The organism is Alteromonas sp. IB21 (assembly GCF_016405965.1).
In the GTDB taxonomy this organism is placed as follows: domain Bacteria; phylum Pseudomonadota; class Gammaproteobacteria; order Enterobacterales; family Alteromonadaceae; genus Alteromonas.
Genome location: NZ_JAEFCD010000022.1, coordinates 25,989 through 52,360 on the forward strand (window position 1 = coordinate 25,989; position 26,372 = coordinate 52,360).

At 45.3% G+C, this 26,372-nt stretch carries 26 protein-coding genes and 1 tRNA gene; 17 read left to right on the forward strand and 10 right to left on the reverse strand.

Annotated features, from left to right (window positions below; translation table 11 throughout):
- Positions 1 to 81 precede the first annotated feature (81 nt).
- The 7 genes from JC525_RS14555 to glpG all read left to right on the forward strand — a co-directional run bounded on the left by JC525_RS14555 (position 82) and on the right by glpG (position 7,875).
- Positions 82 to 552 carry a hypothetical protein gene (locus JC525_RS14555; protein WP_198816467.1) on the forward strand — a complete coding sequence of 157 codons (471 nt, stop codon included), beginning with the start codon at positions 82 to 84 and terminating at the stop codon, positions 550 to 552.
- Positions 552 to 1,727: a hypothetical protein gene (locus JC525_RS14560; protein WP_198816468.1), complete on the forward strand. Its 1,176-nt coding sequence runs from the start codon at positions 552 to 554 to the stop codon at positions 1,725 to 1,727. The genes JC525_RS14555 and JC525_RS14560 overlap by 1 nt, the downstream gene beginning before the upstream one ends.
- A gap of 8 nt (positions 1,728 to 1,735) precedes the next feature.
- Complete coding sequence (locus JC525_RS14565; RefSeq protein WP_198816469.1) at positions 1,736 to 4,180, forward strand: bifunctional diguanylate cyclase/phosphodiesterase; 2,445 nt, start codon at positions 1,736 to 1,738, stop codon at positions 4,178 to 4,180.
- 162 nt (positions 4,181 to 4,342) lie between these two features.
- A complete protein-coding gene (locus tag JC525_RS14570) occupies positions 4,343 to 5,539 on the forward strand; it encodes a glycine C-acetyltransferase (protein ID WP_198816470.1) in 1,197 nt (398 codons plus the stop codon).
- Complete coding sequence (gene tdh / locus JC525_RS14575) at positions 5,536 to 6,561, forward strand: L-threonine 3-dehydrogenase (protein WP_198816471.1); 1,026 nt, start codon at positions 5,536 to 5,538, stop codon at positions 6,559 to 6,561. Before JC525_RS14570 ends, tdh begins: the two co-directional genes overlap by 4 nt.
- Entirely contained in the window at positions 6,561 to 6,872 is a 312-nt protein-coding gene (gene glpE / locus JC525_RS14580) for a thiosulfate sulfurtransferase GlpE (RefSeq protein ID WP_198816472.1), read from the forward strand. The genes tdh and glpE overlap by 1 nt, the downstream gene beginning before the upstream one ends.
- A 139-nt stretch (positions 6,873 to 7,011) precedes the next feature.
- Entirely contained in the window at positions 7,012 to 7,875 is an 864-nt protein-coding gene (glpG, locus tag JC525_RS14585) for a rhomboid family intramembrane serine protease GlpG (protein ID WP_198816473.1), read from the forward strand.
- Positions 7,876 to 7,909: 34 nt separating this feature from the next.
- On the opposite strand, the gene JC525_RS14590 is transcribed toward glpG, so the two are convergent.
- Complete coding sequence (locus JC525_RS14590) at positions 7,910 to 8,323, reverse strand: flagellar basal body-associated protein FliL (RefSeq protein ID WP_198816474.1); 414 nt, start codon at positions 8,321 to 8,323, stop codon at positions 7,910 to 7,912.
- Between the two features lie 147 nt (positions 8,324 to 8,470).
- On the opposite strand from JC525_RS14590, the gene JC525_RS14595 reads away from it, so the two are divergent.
- Entirely contained in the window at positions 8,471 to 9,040 is a 570-nt protein-coding gene (locus tag JC525_RS14595) for a chorismate--pyruvate lyase family protein (protein WP_198816475.1), read from the forward strand.
- Positions 9,037 to 9,894 carry a 4-hydroxybenzoate octaprenyltransferase gene (gene ubiA / locus JC525_RS14600; protein WP_198816476.1) on the forward strand — a complete coding sequence of 286 codons (858 nt, stop codon included), beginning with the start codon at positions 9,037 to 9,039 and terminating at the stop codon, positions 9,892 to 9,894. Before JC525_RS14595 ends, ubiA begins: the two co-directional genes overlap by 4 nt.
- A 92-nt stretch (positions 9,895 to 9,986) precedes the next feature.
- Here the strand turns inward: ubiA and ubiK are convergent, their stop codons facing one another.
- The gene (gene ubiK / locus JC525_RS14605) at positions 9,987 to 10,238 is read right to left on the reverse strand and encodes a ubiquinone biosynthesis accessory factor UbiK (protein ID WP_105929834.1); all 252 of its coding nucleotides are present in this window, start codon (positions 10,236 to 10,238) and stop codon (positions 9,987 to 9,989) included.
- 111 nt (positions 10,239 to 10,349) lie between these two features.
- Here ubiK and rep point away from each other — a divergent pair, with 111 nt between their 5' ends.
- Entirely contained in the window at positions 10,350 to 12,365 is a 2,016-nt protein-coding gene (gene rep / locus JC525_RS14610) for a DNA helicase Rep (RefSeq protein WP_198816477.1), read from the forward strand.
- 93 nt (positions 12,366 to 12,458) lie between these two features.
- On the opposite strand, the gene JC525_RS14615 is transcribed toward rep, so the two are convergent.
- Positions 12,459 to 15,059, reverse strand: coding sequence for a sensor domain-containing phosphodiesterase (locus tag JC525_RS14615; protein ID WP_198816478.1), 2,601 nt, complete (start codon positions 15,057 to 15,059; stop codon positions 12,459 to 12,461).
- A gap of 103 nt (positions 15,060 to 15,162) precedes the next feature.
- Complete coding sequence (locus JC525_RS14620; protein WP_198816479.1) at positions 15,163 to 15,570, reverse strand: c-type cytochrome; 408 nt, start codon at positions 15,568 to 15,570, stop codon at positions 15,163 to 15,165.
- Between the two features lie 265 nt (positions 15,571 to 15,835).
- Here JC525_RS14620 and JC525_RS14625 point away from each other — a divergent pair.
- A tRNA-Arg gene (locus JC525_RS14625) sits at positions 15,836 to 15,912 on the forward strand.
- A gap of 293 nt (positions 15,913 to 16,205) precedes the next feature.
- On the opposite strand, the gene JC525_RS19960 is transcribed toward JC525_RS14625, so the two are convergent.
- Positions 16,206 to 16,415 carry a hypothetical protein gene (locus tag JC525_RS19960; RefSeq protein WP_233095219.1) on the reverse strand — a complete coding sequence of 70 codons (210 nt, stop codon included), beginning with the start codon at positions 16,413 to 16,415 and terminating at the stop codon, positions 16,206 to 16,208.
- On the opposite strand from JC525_RS19960, the gene JC525_RS14630 reads away from it, so the two are divergent.
- On the forward strand, positions 16,322 to 16,693 hold the full coding sequence (locus tag JC525_RS14630; protein ID WP_332874119.1) for a nucleotidyl transferase AbiEii/AbiGii toxin family protein: 372 nt from the start codon (positions 16,322 to 16,324) through the stop codon (positions 16,691 to 16,693). The genes JC525_RS19960 and JC525_RS14630 overlap by 94 nt on opposite strands.
- Before the next feature lie 20 nt (positions 16,694 to 16,713).
- Here JC525_RS14630 and JC525_RS14635 read toward each other — a convergent pair whose 3' ends face one another.
- Positions 16,714 to 17,535: a MipA/OmpV family protein gene (locus tag JC525_RS14635; protein ID WP_198816480.1), complete on the reverse strand. Its 822-nt coding sequence runs from the start codon at positions 17,533 to 17,535 to the stop codon at positions 16,714 to 16,716.
- A gap of 368 nt (positions 17,536 to 17,903) precedes the next feature.
- Here JC525_RS14635 and JC525_RS20200 point away from each other — a divergent pair, with 368 nt between their 5' ends.
- Positions 17,904 to 18,788, forward strand: coding sequence for a LytTR family DNA-binding domain-containing protein (locus JC525_RS20200; RefSeq protein ID WP_198816481.1), 885 nt, complete (start codon positions 17,904 to 17,906; stop codon positions 18,786 to 18,788).
- Positions 18,789 to 19,066: 278 nt separating this feature from the next.
- Here JC525_RS20200 and JC525_RS14645 read toward each other — a convergent pair whose 3' ends face one another.
- Positions 19,067 to 19,279, reverse strand: a complete 213-nt coding sequence (locus JC525_RS14645; protein WP_198816482.1) for a hypothetical protein — start codon at positions 19,277 to 19,279, stop codon at positions 19,067 to 19,069.
- Between the two features lie 321 nt (positions 19,280 to 19,600).
- On the opposite strand from JC525_RS14645, the gene nhaC reads away from it, so the two are divergent.
- On the forward strand, positions 19,601 to 20,998 hold the full coding sequence (gene nhaC / locus JC525_RS14650; protein ID WP_198816483.1) for a Na+/H+ antiporter NhaC: 1,398 nt from the start codon (positions 19,601 to 19,603) through the stop codon (positions 20,996 to 20,998).
- Positions 20,999 to 21,109: 111 nt separating this feature from the next.
- Here nhaC and JC525_RS14655 read toward each other — a convergent pair whose 3' ends face one another.
- From JC525_RS14655 to JC525_RS14665, 3 genes are all read right to left on the reverse strand, one after another.
- Positions 21,110 to 21,529, reverse strand: coding sequence for a DUF6691 family protein (locus tag JC525_RS14655; RefSeq protein WP_198816484.1), 420 nt, complete (start codon positions 21,527 to 21,529; stop codon positions 21,110 to 21,112).
- Between the two features lie 21 nt (positions 21,530 to 21,550).
- Positions 21,551 to 21,979: a YeeE/YedE family protein gene (locus tag JC525_RS14660; protein WP_198816485.1), complete on the reverse strand. Its 429-nt coding sequence runs from the start codon at positions 21,977 to 21,979 to the stop codon at positions 21,551 to 21,553.
- Positions 21,980 to 22,067: 88 nt separating this feature from the next.
- Positions 22,068 to 22,520, reverse strand: coding sequence for an RrF2 family transcriptional regulator (locus JC525_RS14665; RefSeq protein WP_071950432.1), 453 nt, complete (start codon positions 22,518 to 22,520; stop codon positions 22,068 to 22,070).
- Positions 22,521 to 22,649: 129 nt separating this feature from the next.
- Between JC525_RS14665 and JC525_RS14670 the strand changes: the two genes are divergently transcribed.
- The 3 genes from JC525_RS14670 to JC525_RS14680 are packed head-to-tail and all read left to right on the forward strand — an operon-like array spanning position 22,650 to position 26,000.
- Positions 22,650 to 23,450, forward strand: a complete 801-nt coding sequence (locus tag JC525_RS14670) for a sulfite exporter TauE/SafE family protein (RefSeq protein ID WP_198816486.1) — start codon at positions 22,650 to 22,652, stop codon at positions 23,448 to 23,450.
- Between the two features lie 10 nt (positions 23,451 to 23,460).
- Positions 23,461 to 24,315 (forward strand): MBL fold metallo-hydrolase, encoded by an 855-nt coding sequence (locus JC525_RS14675; RefSeq protein WP_198816487.1) that lies wholly within the window; start codon positions 23,461 to 23,463, stop codon positions 24,313 to 24,315.
- Positions 24,316 to 24,326: 11 nt separating this feature from the next.
- The gene (locus tag JC525_RS14680; RefSeq protein WP_198816488.1) at positions 24,327 to 26,000 is read left to right on the forward strand and encodes a TIGR01244 family sulfur transferase; all 1,674 of its coding nucleotides are present in this window, start codon (positions 24,327 to 24,329) and stop codon (positions 25,998 to 26,000) included.
- The last annotated feature ends 372 nt before the right edge of the window (positions 26,001 to 26,372 follow it).

Genomic DNA, 26,372 nt, shown 5'->3' on the forward strand with positions numbered 1-26,372 from the left:
GTTGTAAGGTAAAACAATCAGCTATTATCTACACTTAGCGTTGCAAAGTGTACCTCCGATATAACAGGGAGTCGTTTCTGAATGAAAAAGCCAGCGTTGCGGTGGCTAACTCACGTGTTTGCTTTGAAGAAGTTTAAATTTGCGCTGCTTATTATAGCAGCGCTGCTTTTAAGTGTTCATAAAGCAGATGCCTCAGAGCTTAACGTCATGGTAAATGAAAGTGTGATGGTAACAGAGCTAAGCCGTTCTGAGCTTCGCCAGATTTTTACAGGGCAGCGTCAGTACTGGGATAACGGCACCAAAATCACGGTGTTTGTGCTTCAAGATAGAGACGAACTGCACAAACAGTTTTGCCGCAACATACTTCAAATGTTTCCTTATCAATTGTCCCGATTGTGGGACCAAATCACTTATTCAGGTCAAGGAGTGACGCCGGTGAGAGTGACCTCGTATCAAGCATTAATCGACGCATTAGAAAACACGCCCGGCGCTATTGGCTATGTCGAGCGCACTGATATCGTGAAGCTACGACGGGTAGAGGTAAATTTATAATGAAAAAATGGTTTGTTTTCGCGTTGTGTTTTGCCAGTTTCAACACTGCTGCCTCTTCGTCCGACTTTTCTTGGCATGGCTATATTTCTCAAGGCGCTACCCAGTCAAAAGGCAGTAGCTTTATCACCGATAATGACGATGTGACCGGAGAGCTTACTGAAATTGGACTCAATGGCTATTATCAACTGGCTGAGAATATCTCTATTGCTGGGCAAATTAACTATCTAGATGGTGGCAATCGGTTCGAGCAAGGGGCGCGTCTCGATTACTTGTTTGTAGATTGGAAACTGCCCAACTTGCCCGGCGGGTGGCGTGGCCAAATCCATGCAGGTCGCTTTAAAAATAGACATTGGCTGTACTCGGTAACACGAGACGTACCGCAGACACGCTACACTTCAGTACTTCCGCAATCGGTTTACTTCGATGGTTTTCGGGATGTTGCGCTTGGCAGCAACGGTATTCAGACGAGCTTTTCCCACTTTGGAGAAAATAATATTTGGGAACTGAACTGGAGCTATGGACGGTCGAATATCAATGACTCTCAACGAGACTTTTTGTTAGGGAATGAGGCCAAGGGCAAAATCAAACAGGATTTTGTTCATCAAGCCAGTGTGTTTTGGCAGCCCTCATCAATGACATGGAAGTTAGGAGCGAGCTGGTTGAACTCAGATTTTCGATATACGCCCTCTGAAGACGACAACCGGCTCGCTGGCGGGGCTAACATTGAAAGAATCATGCTGTCAGGTCAATACTTTGCCGAAAGCTGGGAAATCTCTGCTGAACTAATCAGAGAAGCTCAAGACAGCCAGGGCCTATTCTCTCCTAACTTTGTTTCAAAACGAACAGGCGAAGGCGGTTTCGTCCAATTTAGATATTTGTTCAACAACGACGTAAGTGGGCTTATTGGCTTTGATACATACGTTAATGACACGTCAGACAGAAACGGAAAACAGTTAGAGGCGATGTCAGGCGGGTTAATACCGGCATATTTTGGCTATCAGGATACCTATACATTAGGGTTGCGTTGGGACATCGCGCCGAAATGGCGACTTCAAGGTGAGTATCATTGGGCCGAGGGAGCGACACGTGTGGTAAGTTTGTTGAATATGGACGTTGCATCCCATGCTGACAAATATTGGGAAATGTGGTCTCTGCAATTGATGTACTGGTTTTAAGGGATAAAATGAAGGTTCAGGTATCTTTTACTACCAAAACCATCCTCATCTTGCTGGCAATGGTTTTAACCGTTGCTATCGTTATATCGACTGTTTTGATCCAAGAATCTGACGCTAGAGTGCTACTTCAGCAGCGCGAGAGTCAAATAGCCAACCATCGTCGCGTCCAGCTTTTTGAAGACATACTTCACGGACGTATGGTCACCCTCATCGACCTCATTAGCCGAAGAAATGATGCCTACACAACTAGCGTAGATGAACTACAACAGTCGTTAAGTAATCTCAATGAATATCTCACTTTAACGTACCAAGTTGAGTCGTTATTGTTGTTCGACGAAGACGGTGTGGTAGGGAGTCCAGGTCGACCCGTTGATGCGAAAATTACCAATCTCGTCAATACCACTCGAGCCACTTTTGAAAGTCGCTCGCTGTTGGCTTGTAACAGTGTGTGTACTCACCATATTTCAATTCCTGTGATGGCTGATGGCGATGTCATTCCCATCATTGTGGTGTCAACATCAATGCGCGAATTATTGTATTTGTTCAGTCGTGCAACGGATGTTCACAAGGTGGCCATTGTTCAAGCAAGAGAAACGCGAGATAACGCGGTAGCGCTCACCATAGCAAGCCAAGTCTCTGCAGCAAACCGTCAGTATCTGCAGTCACTTTTTGACGCTTTACCCCAAGCGTGGCGTATTGATGATTTAGTGATAAAAGGGCTCAATATCGCGCTTGAAAACAAACACCTGCTAGTGAGTTTGTTGCCATTTGAACATGCAACCGGCGATCGGCCTTATTTGCTAATAGTGCAAGACGTATCCGCCACCGTACAACAAAATGAACAGTATCAATATGTGGTTATTTCCAGCGCGATCGCGCTTTTCTTAATTTTTTCATCACTCCTTTATCTGTTTTTAAATCAATATCGCATCAGGCTTCTAGGCATAAGCGAGCGCTTACCTATGTTAGCTGAGCACAAGTTTAGTGAATTTTACACCAGTGCGGCTAAGCGCAGAATGACTCCCGTTTTCAGGTTTACTGATGAGCTTGACGTTGTAGAAGAAGCTGCTAACGATTTAGCCCGTCAACTCGAAAGCTTTGACGGTCAAATGGCCATCAATACAGCTAAACTTGAAAAAATGGCCATGTTCGATGTGCTCACAGGCTTGCCTAATAGAAATATGCTGACCTTTCAAATAGAAAAGCAGTTGGCGGGTTCTATCCGAGATGAACGGTTAGTGGCGCTTATGTTTATGGACTTGGATGACTTTAAAAAAGTGAATGATAGTCATGGCCATGACGTGGGCGACAAGTTATTAAAAGCTGCTGCAATGCGTATTTCTCGCCCTATTAGAGAATCTGATATCGCTTCACGATTCGGCGGCGATGAGTTCGTTATTTTATTATCAAACATCGAAAGCAAGAAACACATCGATAAGGTCGCGCAAAAAATTATCGACGAGTTCAAAGAGCCGATAATAGTTGATGGGGTGACTTTTTATGTCTCTATCAGCATAGGTATTGCCATAACCAGCCATGCACGAGCCACGCCTGTAGAGCTCTTACGTCACGCTGATATTGCTATGTATGAGGCCAAAGCCAAAAAAGGCGCTGCGTTTAGAGTTTATGATGCCACCATGAACCTAAAAGTAATGCAAAAGGTGGAGTTAGAGTCTGAGGCAAGAGAAGCACTTAGAGATAACCAGTTCAGCTTAGCGCTTCAGCCTCAAATAGAGATGCATACTGGCAAGCTAGTAGGGTTTGAAGCATTACTACGCTGGAGTCACCCAACGAAAGGGCAAATCTCACCGGCAGAGTTTATCCCATTACTTGAAAACACCTCTTTCATGCTTGAATTAGACTACTGGGTTATCGCGCGCTCAACCCATTTAATTCGCGAGTTTAACAGTAACGGATATTCACATATCAAGATTGCTATTAACTTGTCCGCAGGCCAGTTTTTGGACCCAACGTTGCCAGAGTTTTTGCAGCAGCAGATCATCATAAATGACATCGCGCCAAACCAAGTTTGTTTAGAGTTGACCGAAACCGTGCTCGTTTCTGACATCAATCGTGCAACCAGCATTATGAAAACCATTCAGGACATGGGATGTATGCTTGCAATTGATGATTTTGGAACCGGCTATTCATCGCTCAGCTATCTCAAATCCTTGCCGGCAGACTACATTAAAATAGACCGATCATTTGTTGCTAATATAGCCAGTAGCGCCGACGATAGGAACATTGTTCATTCCACTATATCCATGGTGCGTAATATGGGAATGCAGGTTGTGGCAGAGGGTATCGAAACCAGCGAGCAGTATGAATTACTGTGTCATTTTGACTGCGATATCGGACAAGGCTACCTCATTAGTAAGCCGATATCAGAAACAGATATCTGGGCCGTGCTGGACAGCAAAGTAGAGTACAACCTTTGGAAGGACTTTGCGTAGCAGTGCGTTGCACCGCTTCACGCAGATGTCTGTACATTCAAGTGTGTTGAATAATTTACAAACTTAGTCGACAAACCCATTAAATACACCGCATGGGTGTGTACCCTTCAACCCGCTTTCATTACACTACAGGTTTTTAAATACCTACACTCGGAGAATGGCATGTCTGCGGCATTTATCTCTCAATTGCAATCGCAAATTGAAGCCACGAAAGAAGATGGTTTGTACAAGAAAGAGCGTGTTATCACGTCGCAACAGCAAGCAGATATAGGCGTAGCTGGTGGCGATCACGTTATTAACTTTTGTGCTAACAATTACCTTGGTCTAGCAAACAATGAAAGCTTGATAGAAGCGGCTAAAAACGGTCTGGATAGCCATGGATTCGGTGTAGCTTCCGTACGTTTCATCTGCGGAACTCAAGATATTCACAAAGAACTTGAAGCGTCGATTAGCGACTTTTTAGGCACGGAAGATACAATTCTTTATCCTTCTTGCTTCGACGCCAACGGCGGTTTGTTTGAAACCCTACTTGGGCCAGAAGATGCCATTATCTCTGACGCGCTAAACCACGCCAGTATTATTGACGGCGTGCGCTTGTCAAAAGCGAAGCGTTACCGTTATGCGAACAATGACATGGCCGCACTAGAAGAGCAGCTGAAGCAAGCGAATGCCGATGGAGCGCGCTTTAAAATTATTGCCACAGACGGTGTGTTCTCAATGGACGGTGTAATTGCCGACTTGGCCTCAATTTGCGACCTAGCGGATAAATATGATGCCATGGTAATGGTTGATGACTGTCACGCAACAGGTTTCCTTGGTGAAAACGGCAAAGGCAGTCACGAATATTGTGGCGTTATGGGCCGTGTAGACATTATCACTGGTACCCTTGGTAAAGCACTAGGCGGTGCGTCGGGCGGTTATACGTCGGGCAAAAAAGAAGTGGTTGAATGGTTACGCCAGCGTTCTCGTCCTTACCTTTTCTCTAACTCTGTTGCGCCACCTATTGTTTCGGCATCACTTAAAGTATTTGAAATGATGAAAGATGGCGATGAGCTTCGCGCTAACCTGTGGCGCAATGCCAACCATTTCCGTAAACGTATGGAAGACGCGGGCTTTACGCTTGCGGGTAAAGACCACGCTATTATTCCAGTTATGCTAGGTGACGCCCGTTTAGCAAGCGAAATGGCAGACAAACTGCTTGAAAAAGGCATTTACGTTATTGGTTTTTCATACCCAGTGGTACCGAAGGGGCAAGCCCGAATTCGTACCCAAATGTCAGCTGGTCATAGTTTAGAACACGTTGATAAAGCCATTGACGCGTTTATCGAAGTTGGTCGCGAAATGGGAGTGATTTCATGAAGTCACTAGTTAAAGCGAAAGCAGAAAAAGGCATTTGGCTTCAAGACACGCTAAAACCTGAGGTAGGTCATAACGACCTGCTGATTAAAATTCGCAAAACCGCAATTTGTGGTACCGACATGCACATATACAACTGGGACGAGTGGTCGCAAAATACGATCCCAGTACCCATGGTGGTAGGTCACGAGTATGTAGGCGAAGTGGTTGGCATGGGCCAAGAAGTGAAAGGGTTCAGCGTTGGCGACCGGGTTTCTGGTGAAGGTCATATCACGTGTGGCCATTGCCGTAACTGTCGAGCAGGCCGGGTGCATTTATGCCGTAACACTGAAGGTGTGGGCGTGAATCGTCCAGGCGCATTTGCCGAATATTTGGTAATCCCTGCGTTCAACGCATTTAAAATACCAGACAACATCAGTGATGATCTCGCGTCTATCTTTGACCCATTTGGCAATGCGGTTCACACCGCACTCAGTTTTGATTTAGTGGGTGAAGACGTACTTATTACTGGGGCTGGCCCAATTGGTATCATGGCAGCGGCAGTAGCGAAGCACGTTGGCGCACGTCACGTTGTTGTCACCGACATCAATCCATACCGTCTTGAACTTGCAAAGAAAATGGGCGCCACTCGCGCCGTGGACGTCAGCAAGGAAGATCTTAAAGACGTGATGAACGACTTGGGCATGACAGAAGGCTTTGACGTAGGTCTTGAGATGTCAGGTGTGCCGGCTGCGTTCAGAGACATGCTTAACAAAATGAACCACGGCGGCAAAATAGCCATGCTAGGTATTCCGCCACAAGATGTGGCGATTGACTGGAATCAGGTTATTTTCAAAGGCTTGGTGATAAAGGGTATCTACGGCCGAGAAATGTTTGAAACCTGGTACAAGATGGCAAGCCTGCTGCAAAGTGGTTTAGATTTATCACCCATTATTACTCATACCTTTTCTATTGATGACTTTCAGAAAGGGTTTGATACCATGGGATCAGGACACTCAGGTAAAGTTATTCTGGACTGGCAATAATGACAACATTCACACACATTAGCGTAGACGACGTGGCTAATTTTCAAGGCGACGTCACTATTGTGGACATACGCGATCCTCAATCATTTGCTAATGGGCATATGCCGAACGCTTCCCCGTTAAACAATGACAATTTTGCTGCGTTTATCGAGCAGACGCCTAAAGACATGCCCGTGGTGGTTGTTTGTTATCACGGTGTAAGTAGCCAACAAGCTGCGCAGGTAATAGCTCAGCAGGGTTTTGAAACCGTCTATAGTATGGACGGTGGGTTTGAAGCCTGGCGACTAGCAAACCCAGTAGAAACAGCATAAAACAAAGGTGCACAATGTGCACCTTTGTTTTATGCTTTTCACTCGCAATACATTCCAGTATAAAGGTGTTATGTAGGGCATCCTCACTAAACGTAACGTCGCGTTAATTCATTTCATGCTTTAGGGTAATAAGTAGCTTATGGGCCATCCTTTAATTGCGTTTAATCAACAAAGTCCCGCGCATCTTCTCGCTAACTACCTAACCAGTCAAAGCATCACGGCAACGGTGATGCAGAGTGACAAAGAGTTTGTTGTAGTGCTAAATGATCATGCACATGTCGATCGCGCAAAAGTAATTGCAGAAGACTTTTTGGCCAACCCAACCCATCCTAAATATCAGCAAGCGGCCTGGGATAGCGGTAAGAATGTGCAGTTAGCGCCTTCTGGTAGTGGCTTATCAGTGAAAAACATCATTCATGATGCAATTAAAGCTCCCTTCACCTCAGTCGTGTTTCTTCTTTGTGTTGCGGTTTATACATTGTCGTTATTAGGGCTATTTGCGCCTATTGCGCAACATTTGCTCATGCAGCCATTCTCAGTCTTATTGGAAAATCACGAGTGGTGGCGCTTATTGGGCCCAGCGTTTATTCACTTCTCAGCCTTACACATCATATTTAACCTGCTTTGGTGGGGCATGCTAGGCGCCAAGATAGAACGTACGCTTGGGGTGAGTATGTTACTTATCGTGTTCTTAGTGTCGGCGACTATTTCAAACGCTGCTCAAGCTATCTTTAGCGACCCGGTTCAGGCTAATTTGTATTTGTTTGGCGGACTGTCGGGTGTTGTTTATGCCGTAATGGGCTTTGTTTGGTGGTTGGGCTGGTTACGACCAAGCTGGGGCTTGTCGTTACCAAACTCCATAGTTGGCTTCATGCTGGTATGGTTAGTTTTAGGTTACGCTGACATTCTTTGGGTAAATATGGCGAATGCTGCTCATACGGCGGGTCTTATTTCAGGTTGCTTACTGGCAGGAGCTTTAAGCTTAGGCTCTGCAAAGCGATAACAATAGAAAGCGGTTATCGATGACGCCTAATCGCTTAACCGCCTTGGTAAAGGTATTTTGTGAAGATAACATTTTTCACCACTTCGCCGCCGGTTTCCTGTTTCATGTGCTCTTGAAGGGCTTTCAGAATGGCGCGGCGGATGTCTTCACGACCGGTCAGTGATTTGACCTTTTCCGCTGGCTGCTGACCGAATATCTCAATGGCTGTCGAACGCAGTAAAGGTAGATGGTGCTCGGCAATTTCTAATTGGCTCACATCGTTGATCATCAATTCCACAGATACGCGAACGTAGCCTAACTTTTGTGCGCTGTCGCTAATGTAGTTTGTAACAATTTCTGGCTCTAAACTTAAATAGGCAAAATTGGCTTTATCTTGCGCCATTGCTGGGCTACCGCCGATAACCAACAAACCAAGCGCAAAAACGCGTAAAACTAACGACTTAAGCATAGTGAAGTCCGGAATACCAAAGTTAAAAATTCCCTAGTAGTTTAGCAAAACTCAGATTAAACACACTACTGCAAAAGTTTAACCTAATGAAAATATTTGAATATGACGTGTTATCATACTAACAGATTCATTATTCGGGTTTTTCGTGTGAGTTTTAATGCCACTTTTCCAGTGGGTCTGCCGGTAAACTGGCAAGCACCGTCTGACGTCACAATTCCTCATTTACAGCTTAACAGCTGGCTATTAGACACGGGTTCACTTACCGAACGTGTGCAATCCTCAAGCGAACATTTCGCGTTAGAGCTACTAGGTCAACAAACTCAAACCCCTCATAGTAACGAACTGTCTCTTTTGCACGTTAACGGAGAAACCAGCTATCAAGCCCGGGAAATATTGCTATGTGGCGATCACACCCCTTGGGTATTTGCGCGCTCTATCATTCCCCAGGCATTTGTTGATAGTGAGTTATCGAACCTAGGTCAAGAGCCGTTGGGAAAGCGTCTTTTTAATGATGCGCGCTTTATCCGCTCTGCCTTTGAAGTATGTCAGGTTTCGGCTTCGCAGTTTGGCATACATAGCAATGAAGTTTTGTGGGGTAGACGGTCGTTGTTTACGTTAGACAGTTACAGCATGATAGTGGCCGAGGTTTTCCTTCCGGCTTGTCCAGCTTATCGTCAGCCCGCGAGCAGTAACATAAAAAGCGAAAAGCAATTATGAAGCACAATTGGAATGCGTACGCGCGACTCATGCGCTTAGATAAACCCGTAGGTATTTACTTACTACTATGGCCAACCCTGTGGGCGCTTTTAATGGCCGCTCAGGGCGTGCCGTCGTTAACTATAACGCTAATTTTTGTGGCTGGCGTTATCGTTATGCGTTCGGCAGGCTGCGTGATTAATGACTATGCAGACAGAAAAGTGGATGGAAGCGTAAAGCGCACGGCGCAGCGACCGTTGGCAACCGGAGAAGTCACATCTAAACAAGCGCTTCAGCTATTTGGCCTGCTTATCGCCATAGCATTTGTGCTCGTGCTGTTTCTCAATTGGCAAACCATTGCGCTGTCGGTTATTGCTTTGCTTCTTGCTGCAAGCTATCCCTTCATGAAGCGTTATACCCACTTACCGCAGGTGGTTTTGGGTGCCGCCTTTGGCTGGGCCATTCCTATGGCTTTTATGGCAGTATTGGAGACTGTACCTACGTACGCGTGGTGGTTGTTCGTTGCCAACTTGCTATGGACAGTAGCGTACGACACTATGTACGCCATGGTAGATCGCGACGACGACTTGCAAATAGGTGTTAAGTCTACCGCCATATTGTTCGGTAAAAACGACGTACTGATAGTCATGCTGCTGCAAGCCTTGGCGCTAACAATTCTGTGGTTTATAGGCTGCGCTATTAATGCCACCTGGCCTTACTATACCGCAGTCCTGTTTTCGGCTCTTTTATGTGTGCGCCAATATCAACTTATTAAACGCCGCCAGAGAGAAGGTTGCTTTACCGCGTTTATTGAAAACCACTATATCGGCTTAGCCATTACCCTAGGTACTGCACTTCATTTTTATATGGTTTAGGCGCGTAAGAAATGCGCCCCGTCAGATTTTATATTTGCTCATTCAAAAAAAGCGCCGTAAAGGCGCTTTCTGGTTTCTAAAAGTACAAATGTCTACTTTTCTGCTAGCTTCGCTTCAAGCTCAGCAATGCGACCTTCCATCGCGTCTAGCTTTTCACGGGTGCGAATAAGCACTTGGCTTTGAATATCAAATTCTTCACGAGTCACTAAATCAAGCTTAGATAGCTGCGACTGCAAAACTGTTTTTACGCGGGCCTCAGCTTCTTCAGCCATGTTTTTTACGCCGGGTGGTACGGCATCAGCAATTTGTTTCGCTAAATCTTCGAGTTTCTTCGGATCCAACATGGAATTCCCTTATAATGCGCAGCTCAAAATATGAAAGCTATTCTATCGGTATCGGCACGACATGCAATGAAAACTGTGTTGAACCCCCGTGAACGTTGTTTTAGGAATTAGATGAAACTAAATGAAGCTCAAGAATCTGCCGTAACCTACGTCTCTGGACCATGTTTGGTGCTGGCTGGGGCTGGTAGTGGTAAAACCCGTGTAATTACCAACAAAATTGCTCATTTAGTGCGAAACTGCGATATGCCAGCCCGGTATATTGCAGCCGTTACCTTTACCAACAAAGCCGCACGTGAAATGAAAGAACGTGTGGCGCAAACCTTGGGTAAGCCCGAAGCGCGCGGGTTAAAAGTATCTACCTTCCACACTATGGGCTTAACCATAATCAAAGCCCACGTGAAAGATTTAGGGTTGAAACCAGGCTTTTCTTTGTTCGATGATAAAGACTCGTTTGCCCTGCTTAGTGATCTAACATCCGACACCCTAGATGGTGATAAAGATCAGCTTCAGCTCTTACAAAGCTGTATCTCGAACTGGAAAAATGACCTTATCTTGCCCGATGCCTTACTACGGTCGGCAACGAGTACTGGCGAGCGAGAATTTGCAGAAGCCTATAAACGCTATCAAGATAACCTAAAAGCTTATAACGCGCTGGATTTCGACGACCTCATTCTTCTTCCCACGCTTCTATTGAAAAGTAGCGAAGCCATAAGAACAAAATGGCAAAGCAAAATTCGCTACCTGCTGGTGGACGAATATCAAGACACCAACACCAGTCAGTATGAGCTGGTAAAGCTTTTGGTAGGGGAGCGCGCGCGCTTCACCGTGGTAGGCGACGACGACCAGTCTATCTATTCTTGGCGGGGCGCTAAGCCTCAGAACCTGCATTTATTGCAGCAAGATTTTCCCCGTTTAAACGTAATTAAGCTGCAGCAAAACTATCGCTCATCAGGCCGTATTCTGCATTGCGCGAATATTCTTATTCAGAATAATCCGCACTTGTTCGACAAAACCCTGTTTTCAGAACTGCAGTACGGTGAACCGCTAAAAGTCATCGAGGCAAAAAACGAAGAGCACGAAGGCGAGCGTGTAGTGGCAGAATTGCTGGCGCACAAGTTTATGAACCGCACGCAATTTAAAGACTACGCTATTTTGTATCGCGGTAACCACCAAAGCCGTATCTTCGAAAAGCTGCTAATGAGCAACCGCATTCCGTACAAGATTAGCGGCGGTATGTCGTTCTTTGGCCGGGCCGAAGTGAAAGACATCATGGCCTACTTACGGCTGCTAGTGAATCAAGATGACGATAATGCCTTACTGCGTATCATTAACACGCCAGGGCGGGGCATAGGCCGTGCTACGCTAGAAAAGCTAGGCAACTTTGCCAATAGCTTAGGCGTGTCTATGTTTGAGGCGGCCACACATCCTAACTTAAATAGTGTATTGCCAGATAAAGCCTTTCACGCGGTATCGAGCTTTTCGCGATGGATAGTTGAACTTTCAGACAACGCTGAGCGCGGCAATACGGCAGACGCTGTGCGTACCATGATCCGCACCATGGGTTACGAAGAATGGCTATATGAAACCAGCGCCAGCCCCAAAGCCGCTGAAATGGCGATGGCTAACGTAAGTACCCTATTTGGGTGGGTGAATGACATGCTAGAAGGCAACGACCTCGACCAGCCCATGACGTTAACCGAAGTTGTGAACCGCCTTATTCTGCGAGACATGATGGAACGCGGCGAAGACGATGGGGAAGGGGACCAAGTTCAGCTAATGACCCTGCATGCCTCCAAAGGCTTGGAATTCCCTATTGTATTCTTAGTGGGAATGGAAGAAGGGTTGTTACCCCACCAAAGCAGTATTGATGAAGATAATGTTGAAGAAGAGCGCAGGCTTGCGTATGTAGGTATTACCCGAGCCCAGCGTGAACTTATTTTCAGCCTTGCCAAAGAACGGCGGCAGTTCGGAGAAGTCATTAATCCAGAGCCGAGCCGGTTCTTATTTGAGCTACCGCCTGATGATGTTCAGTGGGAAAATCAAAAGCCCAAAGCAACCAAAGAAGAGCGTCAGCAAAAAGCGCAGGTGGGCATTGCTAATCTTCGAGATATTCTTGGTAAGAAGTAAGAAGTAAGAAGTAAGAAGTAAGAAGTAAGAAGTAAGAAGTAAGAAGTAAGAAGTACTTATTTTTAGGCTATATTTGATAGTAAGTACTTGCTTTTAACTTGCAAGCGACGACATATCAAGCACTCTTGCATGCTTTAATATTTTGCCTTGCCCATAAATACATTCAATTTCATTAAGCGCATCTAGCTGGGCTTGAGAGTCAACACCCTCTGCAATAACCTGAAACTTCAAATGCTCGGAAATAAGCATGACAGACTGAATAAGTTTTAGGTTACGTTGAGAGCGAGGAAGCGACTTCACAAATCGATGGTCAATTTTAATATAGTCAAACGGGTAGGCAAATAAATAACTTAAGGAGGCCAAACCGCTACCAAAGTTATCTAACACCAGCGTCACGCCTGCACGCTTTAATTTTTTAATGGCAGGTAGGATAAACTGAGAGCGACGGTTCAGATCATTTTCATCAAACTCGAAAACTAACTGGCTGGGTGTTATGCCAGAAGTATCTATTACGGCTAGCATTTGGTTGACCATAGAGGCTTGCAATAGATGATTTATCGAGACGTTTACCGCAATCTTGTTGATAGGTTCGTCGGTATTCGCGTAATAGTTCAGCAACTCGCAAGCCTTCGTTAGCTGAAACAGGTCGAGGTCTAAAGTAAGTCCACTTTGCTCGGCCACTTGCCTAAACTGTTCCCTGGCTATCTTGCCATAAGCAGGATGCGACCAACGAATATACATCTCTCTGTAAAGCGTGCTATTGTCGTTAAGCTTGATAACAGGCTGTAGGAAGTAGTCGAACTCTTCTTCACGTAAGGCTCGCCTAAACTCATTCTCAAGTTCAAGCTCTTCAATAAGCCTGTCGCGCATGCTTTTATCGAACATCACAAAGCGACCGCGGCCAAGAGTTTTTGCTTGGTACATGGCAGCATCGGCGTCACGTAATACTTCATCTGCGCTGCGATAATAGCTCTCTAGATGCGCAATACCTATACTCGCACCGGAATACATTTCGCGGCCATCAAGTAAAAACGGCTCAGAAATAGACGAGATAATGCGGTTAGCGACTTCTTCCACATCGGCCTCATCTTCGAAGTTATCCAGCAGCACAACAAACTCATCGCCGCCTAGTCGGGCTAATAAGTCGTGGCCGCGAATACACAGCGTTATGCGCCGAGATACTTCAATAAGAAACTCATCGCCTGCATGATGGCCAAGGGTATCGTTAATAACTTTAAATCTGTCTAGGTCGATAAACAAAACCGCAAACATGCTATCGCTGTAGCGTTGCTTGCTGGCTATAGCAAGTTCTAAGCGGCTGGTGAACATAGAGCGGTTTGGCAAGTCAGTCAGCGCGTCGTGATGCGCATCATGGATAAGCTTAAGCTCAATTTCTTTACGCTCTTCAATCTGCTGTTTTAGGAACTTGTTGGTACGGTTTAGTTCGGCAGTGCGCTCTTTTACACGTTCTTCAAGCTGCACGTTATAGCGCTGCATTGATTCCGTATTGCGTTTACGCTCAATGGCAACAGCAATATGGTGCGATACAAAACGCAACAACTCTTGGTCTCGTAAATTATATTTCGCTAATTTTCCGTAAGTTTGTACCGCGATAACACCCGCTATTTCACCATCAACAACAAGTGGAGAGCCTAGCCATGAGTTTGCGCTATTCAACATGGTTTGCGCTACCGATACATCAATCTCGCCTGACTCTGCTAGCTCTAATACTCTTGGCGGGTTGATGAGCTCTGCATGACCAGTGCGCAATACAAATTCAGTCAGGCCCAAACCGAGTGGCCTAGCACTTATTTCACTTTGCTTGGTATCGCTAAAATAAGGAAACTCTAATAAACCTTCTTCTTTATTAAGGATAGCAATGTAACAGTTAGGTGCACTGATAAGCCTTGCCAAAATTTCATGCAAACTGGAATAAAACGCATCCATATCGCCTTCAAGGTTAGCGGCAAGTTCAGAAATTTCGAAAAGCGCTTGTTGTAACGACTCTACTTTTTGACGTTCGAGAATTTCTTCCTGAAGATCATCGTTAATTTTTCGTAGCTGACGGGTTCTTTCGCGAATGGTGCGTTCGGTGAGTTCTCTATTTTTTACTCGATCTACCGTGGTCACAATATGCTGTGAAACAAATAGCAGAACTTCTAAATCTTCTTGTGAATAATGCACACCCTCATCATAGGTTTGCACTACCATTGCCCCAATAACTTGACTGCCACGTTTTAACGGCACGCCTAGCCATTCAACAGGTGGCGAACCTACCAGTTTGATACCGTATTCTGCAGCGAGCCGTTCTTCATCATCGCGTTTGTAGAACAAATGATTGCCGGTTTTCAGAATGTAACCGGTCATGCCATCCATTAATTGTTCAGCGGGTAATTGCCTGACGGTTTTTTCGTCGAACTCATCAACAAAATAGGCAAAATCAACTACGTGGGTTTCTGGTTCGTAAAAGGCGACAAAGAAGTTATCTGCGTTCATGAAGTCGGCAATGATTTCATGAATGGCGGAGTAAAGACGATTGAGTTGGCTTACAGAGCTGGCAAGCTCGGAAATATCAAAAAGCGCCTTCTGAACACGCTCAGCACGCTTATATTTTTCGGTGAGTTGCTGAAGCTGCGGTATAAGTTCGCGCAGTTCTTCTTCCGTCAACTCATGTTGCGTCGAATCTTTTGACATTCCGCTCGCCAGTTAAAAAGTAACATTTCACCACCAAGGTAAATTACCCGATAAGTAGGTAAAACGCTACTTTTTCCATCAAGTTGTAGGGATTGTGCGGGTATTAGATACCTTCAATCATGTACTCGATTGCAGCTTTAATTTCGTCATCAGAACAGTTTCCGCATGTGCCGCGAGGAGGCATGGCGTTAATACCGTTTAATGCGTTTTGCCATACACCGTCAAGACCGCGATCATCTAAACGAGGTTGCCAGTCAGCTGCGTTTTGAAGCTTGGGTGCACCTAGTACGCCCGCTGCGTGACATGCAACACACGCTGAGTTGTAAACGTCTTCACCAGACTTTGCGCCGCCAGCTGCTGCCGCGCTGCCTTGAGCTGCTGCGCCCGCCACGTGTACCTGGCCTAGCGGTTTAATACGCTCGGCAATTTCATCGTTACTCATTTCTTGTGCTTGTGCTGCAAAAACAGTTAGCGCAGTAGCAGCCACAGTTAACCAAGTCTTTAATTTCACATCTGTCTCCAGGCAATGATGAATTTGTTTAAAATATAACTGGCCAGATTATAACGGTAAATTAGGGCTGAACAACTATTTGAAGCCAATTACCCATAAAAAGTAAGGATTTTTAACACTAAAGCCAAGCTACCTGAAGAGATTTTAATAAATGAGTTGATGCCAGCCCGTGCCATAAGTATTATTACGCCCCGTTCGCATTATACGTTTAACACCGCAGTTCATTAGTGCAAACGCCACAAAGTTACTACATTGTTTACACAAACCGCCCTTAGCTCAGCTGGATAGAGCGCGGCCCTCCGGAGGCCGAGGCCAGAGGTTCGAATCCTCTAGGGCGGGCCATTTCCCTCTTGTTTGTCCTTCGCTTTATTTCGTTACAACTTGCCCAAAAGCGACCTGTGACCACGTTGTGACCAAGTAGTACGCTTTGAGCTCGAGTTACTAAATATCTTCCTTACTGGCAAGCCGCTTGGTTAGCTCGTCAGGCTCGATTACTCTATATTGTGGCTCATTTGCATCTGGTGAAACTTCTGACTCCTGTTCACTCGCCTTAAATAAAAAGGCCCCTGCCAGATCATTGCCAATGGCTCTGACTTGGGAATAGACGTTTCTTTCTGAGATACCGAGATGATCAGCTAAGAGCTTTCGCGCTTCACCATACCCATCGCCGTTCGCTTGGCTTTAATGAGTTGTCCCAACACGTAAGCATCTTCCGGTACAAAGCAGCAAAGAGATACTGGCCGACAATCTGATTGCGTTAGCGTTTCGAGAGCACCGGATAAAACCAAGGGACGTGTGGGACTTAGCGTGGCTAAGCCAACAGAACGTTCCGATTGAAGCTTCACTGGTAAAAAAGAAGCTTGTGATGCGTGGTAAAACTCAGAAAGGTTTTCTCAAAAATATAAAGATACACGTTGGATCCATTCTGGCGTCGGATGAGACGAAATTTCACTTTGAGAGAGAAATGTTACGATTTGTCCCTAAAGATATCCGCGAACGTACCTTAAATCGCAAGGAGTTTTGGCCATATGTGGGTGAAACGATAGCCTCACAAATCGAGACAATTGGAGCGGCGCTGAATAGAAATTCCACAAATGGCCACGATTCATACATGAAAATGTAGAAAGCAAAGCTCACTACACCCTAAAAAATATAAATAAAACCCACGCCCACTTCAGTTTCGTAATCGCTTCGCGCGATAGGGCTATCTTGCACGTCACTACTGTAATACTCAAAAAGTGCCTCGCCATAAAGCTGCCAACTGTCATTGATATAGTGTCGAAAACTATAGTCAACGCCAATGGAACGCAGGCCACCGCTTAAGTTAGTTTCAGCCAATCCAGAGGCTTGCGCTTGCTCGGCGTTTATGCCGAAACCTCTATTGGCATATTCACTATCATGAAACACGGCTACTAAGTTTATTTCATGGCCGGTACCGTCAATGTGGTCGCCAAAGCGGCGGCCTATGCCAAATAACCCTAAATTTCCGTCTCCGCCGGTTACCACTCGGCCAACCAACCAGTAACGCCAGTCATCAGTAAATGAACGTCGAGCTTGAAGTACCAATTCAAATCCTTCGTCTTGTTCACCTAAGCCATCAAGGTTGCCATCGTCAGAGTCGCCTTCTTCTCGGCCCTCTTCAAAACCTAATAAGGCTTCTAACAGCCATTTGTCACCTTGAAGTCCTCGCCAGCCAAATGCCTCTCCGGCAAAATAAAAAATATTATCACCGCTGCGCCACTGCACGGCTCCTGCAGGTTGAAGTTCTAACCCAAACTCATCCGAGCCTTCGTATGCGGTTTCGTATTCAATACCTAAGCCAAGGCCAAAGCTCCAACCGTCTTCCCCCTTAGTAAAGTCGTCTAGCGATGGCAAAGGAACCAGTGCAGCATTGTTCTCCTGTGCCGAAGCCAATTGAAAAGTGAGGCAGTAAATACACAATACAAATGAGATAGCCTTTTTCATGTAACAGTAACTCCACATTGTTATTTTTAATTGTAAGTTCTTAGTTGCGCAACACATCAAACAGCCGAGTTTACTATTGAGTTTCGCGCCATGGTTAATCAGTGTTTTTGAATCATCCGATACGCTAAATAACAGGCCGCGCTAGTAACGCAGATATTTGGTTTAACATGGGCATGAGTATAGACGACCGTTCGGCGGTGCATATCGAAAATGTAGAAGCTGTTGATTTTATGTATGAATGGCCAACGATTATTCGACCATTTCCACTAGCAACTTGTGAAAAAAACTAACCGTTAATACAAAAAAGGGGTATTTCGTTGAGTGTTCACTGTATAAATGTATGTGATACGAACCTAGGAGCGCAGTAAGTGTTAGTTAGCGATACAGTTTTAGGCAGGGCACCGTTAAAGAGTGGATTTGCCGTTACAGCATTTGGCCTCACCCTGTTGTTTACGTTAATGGAGCCGGAATCTTCTTACGGCCTAAACTTTTTCCAACGATTGCTATTCTGGTTTCTGCAAATTTCGGCTGCGTTACTGGGGTTAATGTTTGCTAGCTACGTAACCACCAAGATGCCACCCAAGCAATTTCCTTTGTACTTATTACTACTTATATCTGGTCTTTTGGGGGCCGTGCTTGTTTCTCCTATTTTTGCATCAATCGATTATTGGTTTCCCGGCTTAGAAGATGAGCCGGACAGTTGGGTTGATATGCTCGATCAGAAAGGCCCTTTCTTTCGGGTAATATCAGAATTTCTTGAAGTGACACCTGGCATTATTACGCTATGGTTTTTAATAAACATTCCATTACTTTTAAAGGTTACTTATAAACTACCTAACGAGAAAGATAATACGCCTGAACGACATAGCCGGCCTAAAACCGAAAAAGAACTAGAACTAGAAAAGCGGAAAAAGCTAAAGGCTGAATTTTACGAAAGACTTCCGAAAGTGCTTGGCCGAGATATAATTTCTATAAGCTCCGAACTTCATTATGTGAACGTGAAAACCACAAAAGGGAATACACTCATACTTGGTGCGCTAAACCAAATAGCACACGCCTTAGACGATGAAGGTATATTAATTCATCGTTCTCACTGGGTGCATAAAGATCACGTTATTAGGGTGCATATTTCAGGCAGTGACGCGTGGTGTGAAATGCCTTATGGCGCAAAACTGCCTATCAGTAGAAGTAAGCGTAAGCTCGTAAAGCTGTATTTTGGTAATGAAACGAATATTGATAATGTAAAAAGTTAAATTTGTTTTTTGTTTAACTCCACTTTAATGCGATACGTTGTACATTAATTTGCGCTGCATCGTGTTGATAAATGCCGTTTAACAACGGTGCTTTACTATCGTTAGCGTCAAAGCACACAATAACCTTGACTCCGCGCACAACTCCTCTCAGGATCAACATATTGTTCATTAGTTTAATTGAATGCAAGGCTACCGTTATGAAAATAGATATCGCGCTTTTAGAAGGGCAAAAACTACAGGCGAGCTTTGGTAAGCATCAAATTATCAGCGCCTACCAACTATCTCTTTAAAAAGTGAACTATTTTGCGCAAACATGTCAGTGTGTCCTCGGTTATAGCCTCACCAACCTCTTTGTCAAAAAGCATATTGGCTTCCTTCAAAGATGCTCGTAATGCTGGTTCTAATTTGCCCACTAAAGACGTCATGATAGCGAGAGTTTGCGCTTCACTTATTCCCTGCTTTTTATCATGTTCAGGCCAGTGCCAAGGCATAATTTCATTCCATCTGTAGTGTGTGTATTTGCTTTAACATTCATTCCAGCTGGGGGCTTACCTTCTGACAATCTGGAGTAGGGAGGGAAATGATTTATTGCAAAGCACATAGTTCCACATATCACTTCGCCATGGCTCGTTATAGCCAGGCTTAGGTCCGCTTTGCTGGTTACATAGAAGCCATGATTGCTGAAGACTTTGAAATAATGAAATGCAGGCGAGCCCTTTCTCACACGCTTTGTTTTACTTAATCACAAGTTATATAAAAATAGTTATACTGTTCTTCACTACTTAATTTTTAAGCGTATCAACGTGTCTTCAATGTCGCCTCAGTCTTTACGTACTCCGAATTTTGCTCAGTCACTGCTTTGTTTTAGCGTTATTGTTGCGCTAATAGCAGGTGGGTTGTTCGGCTTAGGTATTAGCCTACACGCGCTCATATTTTTATGTTTGCTGTGGGCTGGGGCGAATGCTTTTAGTTTGGGCTACACGTACCTGCAAATTCGCGAATTAATGACAAGCGCATTAACGCGGGCGATGCCGGCAATTTATATCTTCATTTTAATTGGTATGGTTATCGCCAGCTTTATGCAAAGCGGCACTATTTCAACCCTCATTTATTACGGGTTAAGTTGGCTAAATCCCAGTGTGTTTCTAGCGGTGGGATTAATACTGTGTGCGATAATGTCGGTGTCAACAGGCACGTCGTGGGGCACCGTGGGCACTATGGGCGTAGTTTTGATGGGGATTGGCGAGGCTATGAATATACCGTCGCCTATAGTGGCTGCAATGGTGGTATGTGGGGCGACCTTTGGGGATAAAATGTCGCCAGTCTCTGATACCACCAACCTTGCTGCGATGAGCGCAGGCACGAACCTTTATCGGCATATGTATGCCATGCTGTTTACAACGTTGCCTAGCTTCCTTCTCACACTGGTCATTTTTTTAGTATTAGGTTTTAGCTATGCAAATCAAAGTTTAAACGTCGACCAGGTATTTGAAATTAAGGCAGCGCTTGCCACGCATTATAACCTTGCGCCTTCCATAACACTGTTACCACTGGTGTTGCTTACGGTGTTAAGCATTAAGAAAGTACCCGCTGAAGTGACCATGTCGTCCAGTATTCTGCTTGCCGTGGTTATTGCTATTTTTTATCAAGATACTAATACAATACATGTACTTAATGCACTGTGGGAAAATACCCCTCAAAACACGGGAATTGCGAATCTAGACGCACTATTAGGCCGGGGCGGCATCAGCAGTATGAGCTGGACGCTATTACTCGCCCTAATGGCAATAGCATTAGGCGGCATATTGCATGGTGCTGGCTTTTTGGCAGCCCTGTTGGCCGGTATTATTAAACGGGTAAAACGCACGGCAAGCTTAATAGCGGTAACCATAGCCTCTGGCTTTTTGGGCAATGTGGCTATGGGCGAAGCCTACATCTCAATCATATTAAATTGCCAGTTGTTCAAATCGAAATATGAACAACAAAACCTCGACCCTGCTGTGCTGTCACGGTCGGTAGAAGAGGGCGCCACCATGACCACAGGCCTTATACCTTGGACAACAGCGGGAGCATTCTATTCTGCCACCCTTGGGGTTGAGGTTCTCGACTATGCACCCTATGCCTTTTTTAACTATCTAAACGGCGTTATCGCGGTAACCATGGCCGCATTGGGTGTGGGCTTATTGAAAGGGAAAACCGCAAATCGTTAAGTGAGCCATTTGCACTTTTTGTAAGTGGCAGCCACGGTTTATCCCTTGGTGGGGATAATTATGACTTTATCCCCACCAGGGGATAAAGCCGCAAAAAGAGGCCGTTATGTTTTAAGCCGATTTAGGCTTCAACCAATGCTGCGCCAGCATGCCAACGATCATAGCACCTACAAACAACAGCACATCAGCTTGAAGTGAGGCGATAGCTACCACAGCAGGCCCTGGGCAAAAGCCGCTGATACCCCAACCAATACCGAAAGCGGCAGACCCCAGTATTAACTTAGCGTCGATAGTTGTGCTGGTTGGAATATCAAACTTATCGGCAAACAAAGGCTTGTTGCGCTTGCGCACCCAATACATACCTGGTGCAGCCACCAAAATAGCACCGCCCATTACGAACGCTAACGTGGCATCCCAATTGGCGCTTAAATCTAAAAAGTTAAGCACGCGGGCAGGGTTGCTCATACCTGATATCAGAAGGCCTAAGCCGAACAACAGTCCACAAATTAGTGAGGCGATAATGACTCTCATGGTTTTTCTCCTCCAATAAATTTACAGATGTCTGATGATTGTGGTGGTAATGACAGCCGCACACATGAACGTGAGCGTGGCAACAATAGAACGGGGTGATAACCTTGAAAGGCCTGCTACACCATGGCCCGACGTGCAGCCAGAACCAAGGCGTGTACCAAAGCCTACTAGTAAGCCTGCTACTACCAACCACGCCGACCCCATCTGAGTTTGTACCTGCATGCCACCGGTAAACGCAATATAAAGTACGGCAGACAAAACAATGCCTGCTAAAAATGCCAGCCGCCAGTAACGTTCCGAGCCTTGTTGCGTCATTGCGCCTGCTGCAATACCTGAGATGCCTGCTATACGACCAAGCGTATATAGCAGCAATACCACCGACGAGCCGATAAGCAGTCCGCCTGCCAAACCGGCAAATGGCTCAAAGGGGGTTGATGTCCAGTTTTCCAATTTCCTCTCCTAAATCTACCCGCGCGATGCCCAAGTTAAATGACGCTATCGCGAATAAACACAGTACAAATAGAAGCCTTAAAAACTTCTACTCAACTTCTATAAAATCGATGGCAAGGTGCATCGCTAATGCACCCTCTCTGTCTTTAACCAAGTCATGAAGCGTGAATTGATCAAGCTCGCTTATGAATTTATCCGCAGCGTCTTGAAGAATTGTCTTCAAGCGACATGTTGGCGAAATAACGCATTTATTCGTTGGCGATGCAAAACACTCAGCTAACGCTACATCTTCAACAGTTAATCTAAAAACCTCGCCTATGTTTATTAGGTTGGCTTCTTTCGCCAACCGAATGCCGCCACCGCGCCCTTTCGTACCAATGATATATCCCTGGTCAATTAGCAAAGTGATGACCTTTTTTAAGTGATTGAAAGACACAAAGTACGCGTCTGCTATTTCACTGGTCTTTACAGTTTGGTTTTTGCGTAGCGCGAGATAGATCAAAACACGAAACGCTAAATTAGTAAAAGTATTGATTTTCATGGGATATCTAAAAAAACGATTAACGTAATCTAGCAATTTTACAGCACCCTGAAAATTAAATATATATTTAGAATATACTTTATTGTATATTTTGTTCTATCATATAACAAAATGAAATAAGGTGTCGATATGATTATTCTTGGCTACATCGCTGCTGTTCTTATGGGAATGGTTTTAGGCGTAATAGGTGGAGGGGGTTCTATCCTCACCGTGCCTATCCTCGTTTACTTAATGGGCGTCACGCCAGATATCGCTACCGGCTATTCTTTGCTTATTGTGGGTGCCACAGCCGCATTCGGCGCGGTAAGGTATTTCAAAGAAGGTCTAGTAGACGTTAAAGCGTCTATTTTATTTGCCGTGCCTTCCATCATTGCTGTTTATCTTTCAAGGGCCTACCTAATGCCCGCCATTCCCGAAACTATTTCTTTTCAATCGCTAACCATAGATAAGAACCTGGGCATCATGGTGCTCTTTGCTGCACTGATGTTGGCCTCGGCCGCCATGATGTTGAAAAAGGCTTACAGCAAATCGGGCCCGGTAGCAGATGTCGTTGAGAAAAAACAACCTAACGTAGGGTTGATAGTTATTGAAGGCGCAGTGGTGGGAGTTATCACCGGCATACTCGGCGCGGGTGGGGGCTTTCTTATTATACCTGCTTTGGTACTTATTTTAGGCATGCCCATGAAAAACGCGGTGGGCGCGTCTTTATTCATTATCGCCTTAAAGTCGTTACTTGGCTTCATTGGCGACCTACAAACCGGAATTCAATTGGAGATGCCTTTGCTGCCGCTTATGTTGGTAGCCACGTTTATTGGGATGGCAGTCTCCACGAAGGTAGCGGGAAAACTAGACGGTGCAGCTTTGCAGAAGTTCTTTGCATTTTTCACTCTAGTTATTGCCGTTTTTATCATGACCAAAGAGCTTCTTTAGGAGAACACCCATGAACGTTGAAACATTTTACGATAACAAAACGGCCACGTTTACCTACGTGCTATTCGACCCCGCTTCCAAAGAGTGTGGCGTGATAGACTCGGTTGCTGACTACGATATCTTTTCGGGTCGCGCGTCAATGGAAAGCGCCGACAAAGTTATCGACTTCATTAACCAAAACCAGCTTACTAATAAGTGGATTCTAGAAACCCACGTACACGCCGACCACATTACGGCTGCGCACTACTTAAAGTCTATAATTGGCGGCAAAATTGGTATTGGCTCAGGTATTAAAACGGTGCTAAATACCTGGCTAGATGTATTTGAAACGGCCAATGACACGCCAAGCGATGGCAGTCAGTTCGATGTGCTGTTCGAAGAAGGCGACACGTTCAATATCGGCGAATATGAAGTGACAGTATGGCATACGCCGGGGCATACCCCAGCCTGTGCAAGCTTCTTAGTAGACGGCAAAATATTTGTGGGCGACACCATGTTTGCCCCCAACTTAGGTACAGCACGATGCGACTTCCCGGGTGGCAGTGCAGAGCAACTTTACAACACCATTCAGCGCTTCTTCACCCTGCCTGACGACACCACTGTTTATCTTGGTCACGACTATCCCAAAGAAGGTACAGCGCCGCTATCAACAGTATCTATCAAAGAAGCCAAGGAAACGAACAAGCAAATTCGCCCAGAAGTTACGCTTCAGGAATATGTGGAAAAACGCGAGGCAAGAGATGCAACCCTTGCGGTACCCAAACTACTGTTACCCGCTATTCAAGCAAACCTTCGAAACGGCCAGTTTGGCGAAAAATCTGAAGGCGGTAAGCAGTTCATTAAAATTCCTGTAAATGCCATTTGAAGGGGTGAGTTATGCAATACGCCAACGTAACACAACAGCTATCTGTCTGCCCTCAAATTTCAGTTGATGACATCGAGGTAATCAAAGCAGCAGGGTTCAAATCTATTATTTGTAACCGCCCTGACGGTGAAGGTGCAGACCAGCCCACCTTTTCTGAAATAGAAGCAAAAGCATCCTTATTGGGCATGCCCTGCGTGTATCAGCCAGTAGTTAGCGGAAAAGTAACTCAGCAAGACGCAATAAAATTTGAAGCGAACTTACAAAAGCTAGAAGGCCCGGTATTTGCCTACTGCAGAACAGGCACGCGCTCTATTACGCTATGGGCAATGACCGCAACCAAAACCCTTTCTTATGAAGAGATACTCGGTCTTTCACAAAAAGCCGGCTACGACCTAAGCGGGGTAGTGCGACGCCTAAAAAACGGCGGCGAAACGCCCAGTGATCATGCCGATCACTCTCATGCTGTAGTGATAGTAGGGGCTGGCGCGGGTGGTGTTGCCGTAGCATCAAGTTTGAAATCGCGATGCCCAGATTTAGATATCGCCATAGTAGAGCCCAATGAAGTGCACTACTACCAGCCTGGCTGGACGTTAGTAGGCGGTGGCGTATTTAACGCCAACGACACGGTGCGCACCGTAGCGTCTGTGATACCAAACAACGTTAGGTGGATAAAAGCCGGCGTAGCGGCCTTTGCGCCAAAAGAAAACATGATTGTGGTAGACGGCTGCCGCACCATTAAATACGAACACCTAGTGGTTTGCCCCGGCATTAAGCTAGATTGGAATAAAGTGGAAGGCTTAAGTGAAACCCTGGGCGAAAATGGTGTGACGTCAAACTACCGTTTTGACTTGGCGCCCTACACATGGGAATTGGTGAAAAACCTTAAAAAGGGAAAGGCGGTATTTACACAGCCGCCAATGCCAATTAAGTGTGCAGGTGCGCCGCAAAAAGCCATGTATATGTCTTGCGACCATTGGTTTAAAGAAGGCGTGCTAGATAACATTAACGTTGAGTTCTACAACACGGGCGCCGTACTTTTTGGTGTAAAAGAATACGTGCCGGCACTTATGGAATACGTCAAAAAATATCACGCAACGCTCAACTTTGAACACCAGCTGGTGAAGGTTGATGGCAAAGCAAAAGTGGCTTCATTTAAAAAGGTGGCAGACCCAGACGCCCCGCTTGTTGAAACTGAATTCGACATGCTGCACGCGGTTCCGCCCCAGTCTCCGCCAGACTTTATAAAAGTTAGCCCGCTTGTAGATGGTAACGGTTGGATTGATGTCGACCAATCAACGCTACAGCACAAGTCGTTCCCCAATATCTTTGCCCTTGGCGACGCCATAAACGCCCCTAATGCTAAAACAGCCGCTGCGGCGCGCATGCAAGCCCCGGTGGTTGCCAATAACTTGCTTTACGAGCGCGGTGTACAAACAGATAAAGCCATTTACAACGGTTATGGCAGCTGCCCGCTCACTGTAGAACGCGGCAAAGTGATATTGGCTGAATTTGGCTATGGCGGGAAAATACTTAACAGCATGCCAACGTGGGTACTCGATGGCACGAAGCCGTCGCGCCTAGCATGGTATTTAAAAGAAAAGTTGCTGCCCCCCATTTATTGGGAAGGTATGCTAAAAGGCAGAGAGTGGCTGGCTAAACCAGAAACACAGCACGTTAATAAATAACTCGTAACTATATGTGACAGGAAGCTTTAGCCCAGTGAATTGGGCTAAAGCTTTTTTGTTCTAATAACAGTTTGACCCGAAAATCCAGATCTCAACGTCATCTATCTGGCGGGGATGTTAAGTAACATATACCTTGCCCAATCTTTCGTACTCCTCCCAATTTAAAAATCAATATTAAATATAAACAAACTCTTATTTAATATTGTAATGTGTATATGAAATATATATTATCAGGTGTAGTGAGTTAGCGAAGTTCAAAATTGGATATCGCTTAACTCATTACGAGGCACTTCATGTCTTTTCCATTTTGGATATGGTCGAAACTACTTGGCCACCTCTTAGAGGTGGCGTTTTTTTTAATTTCTCAATTGC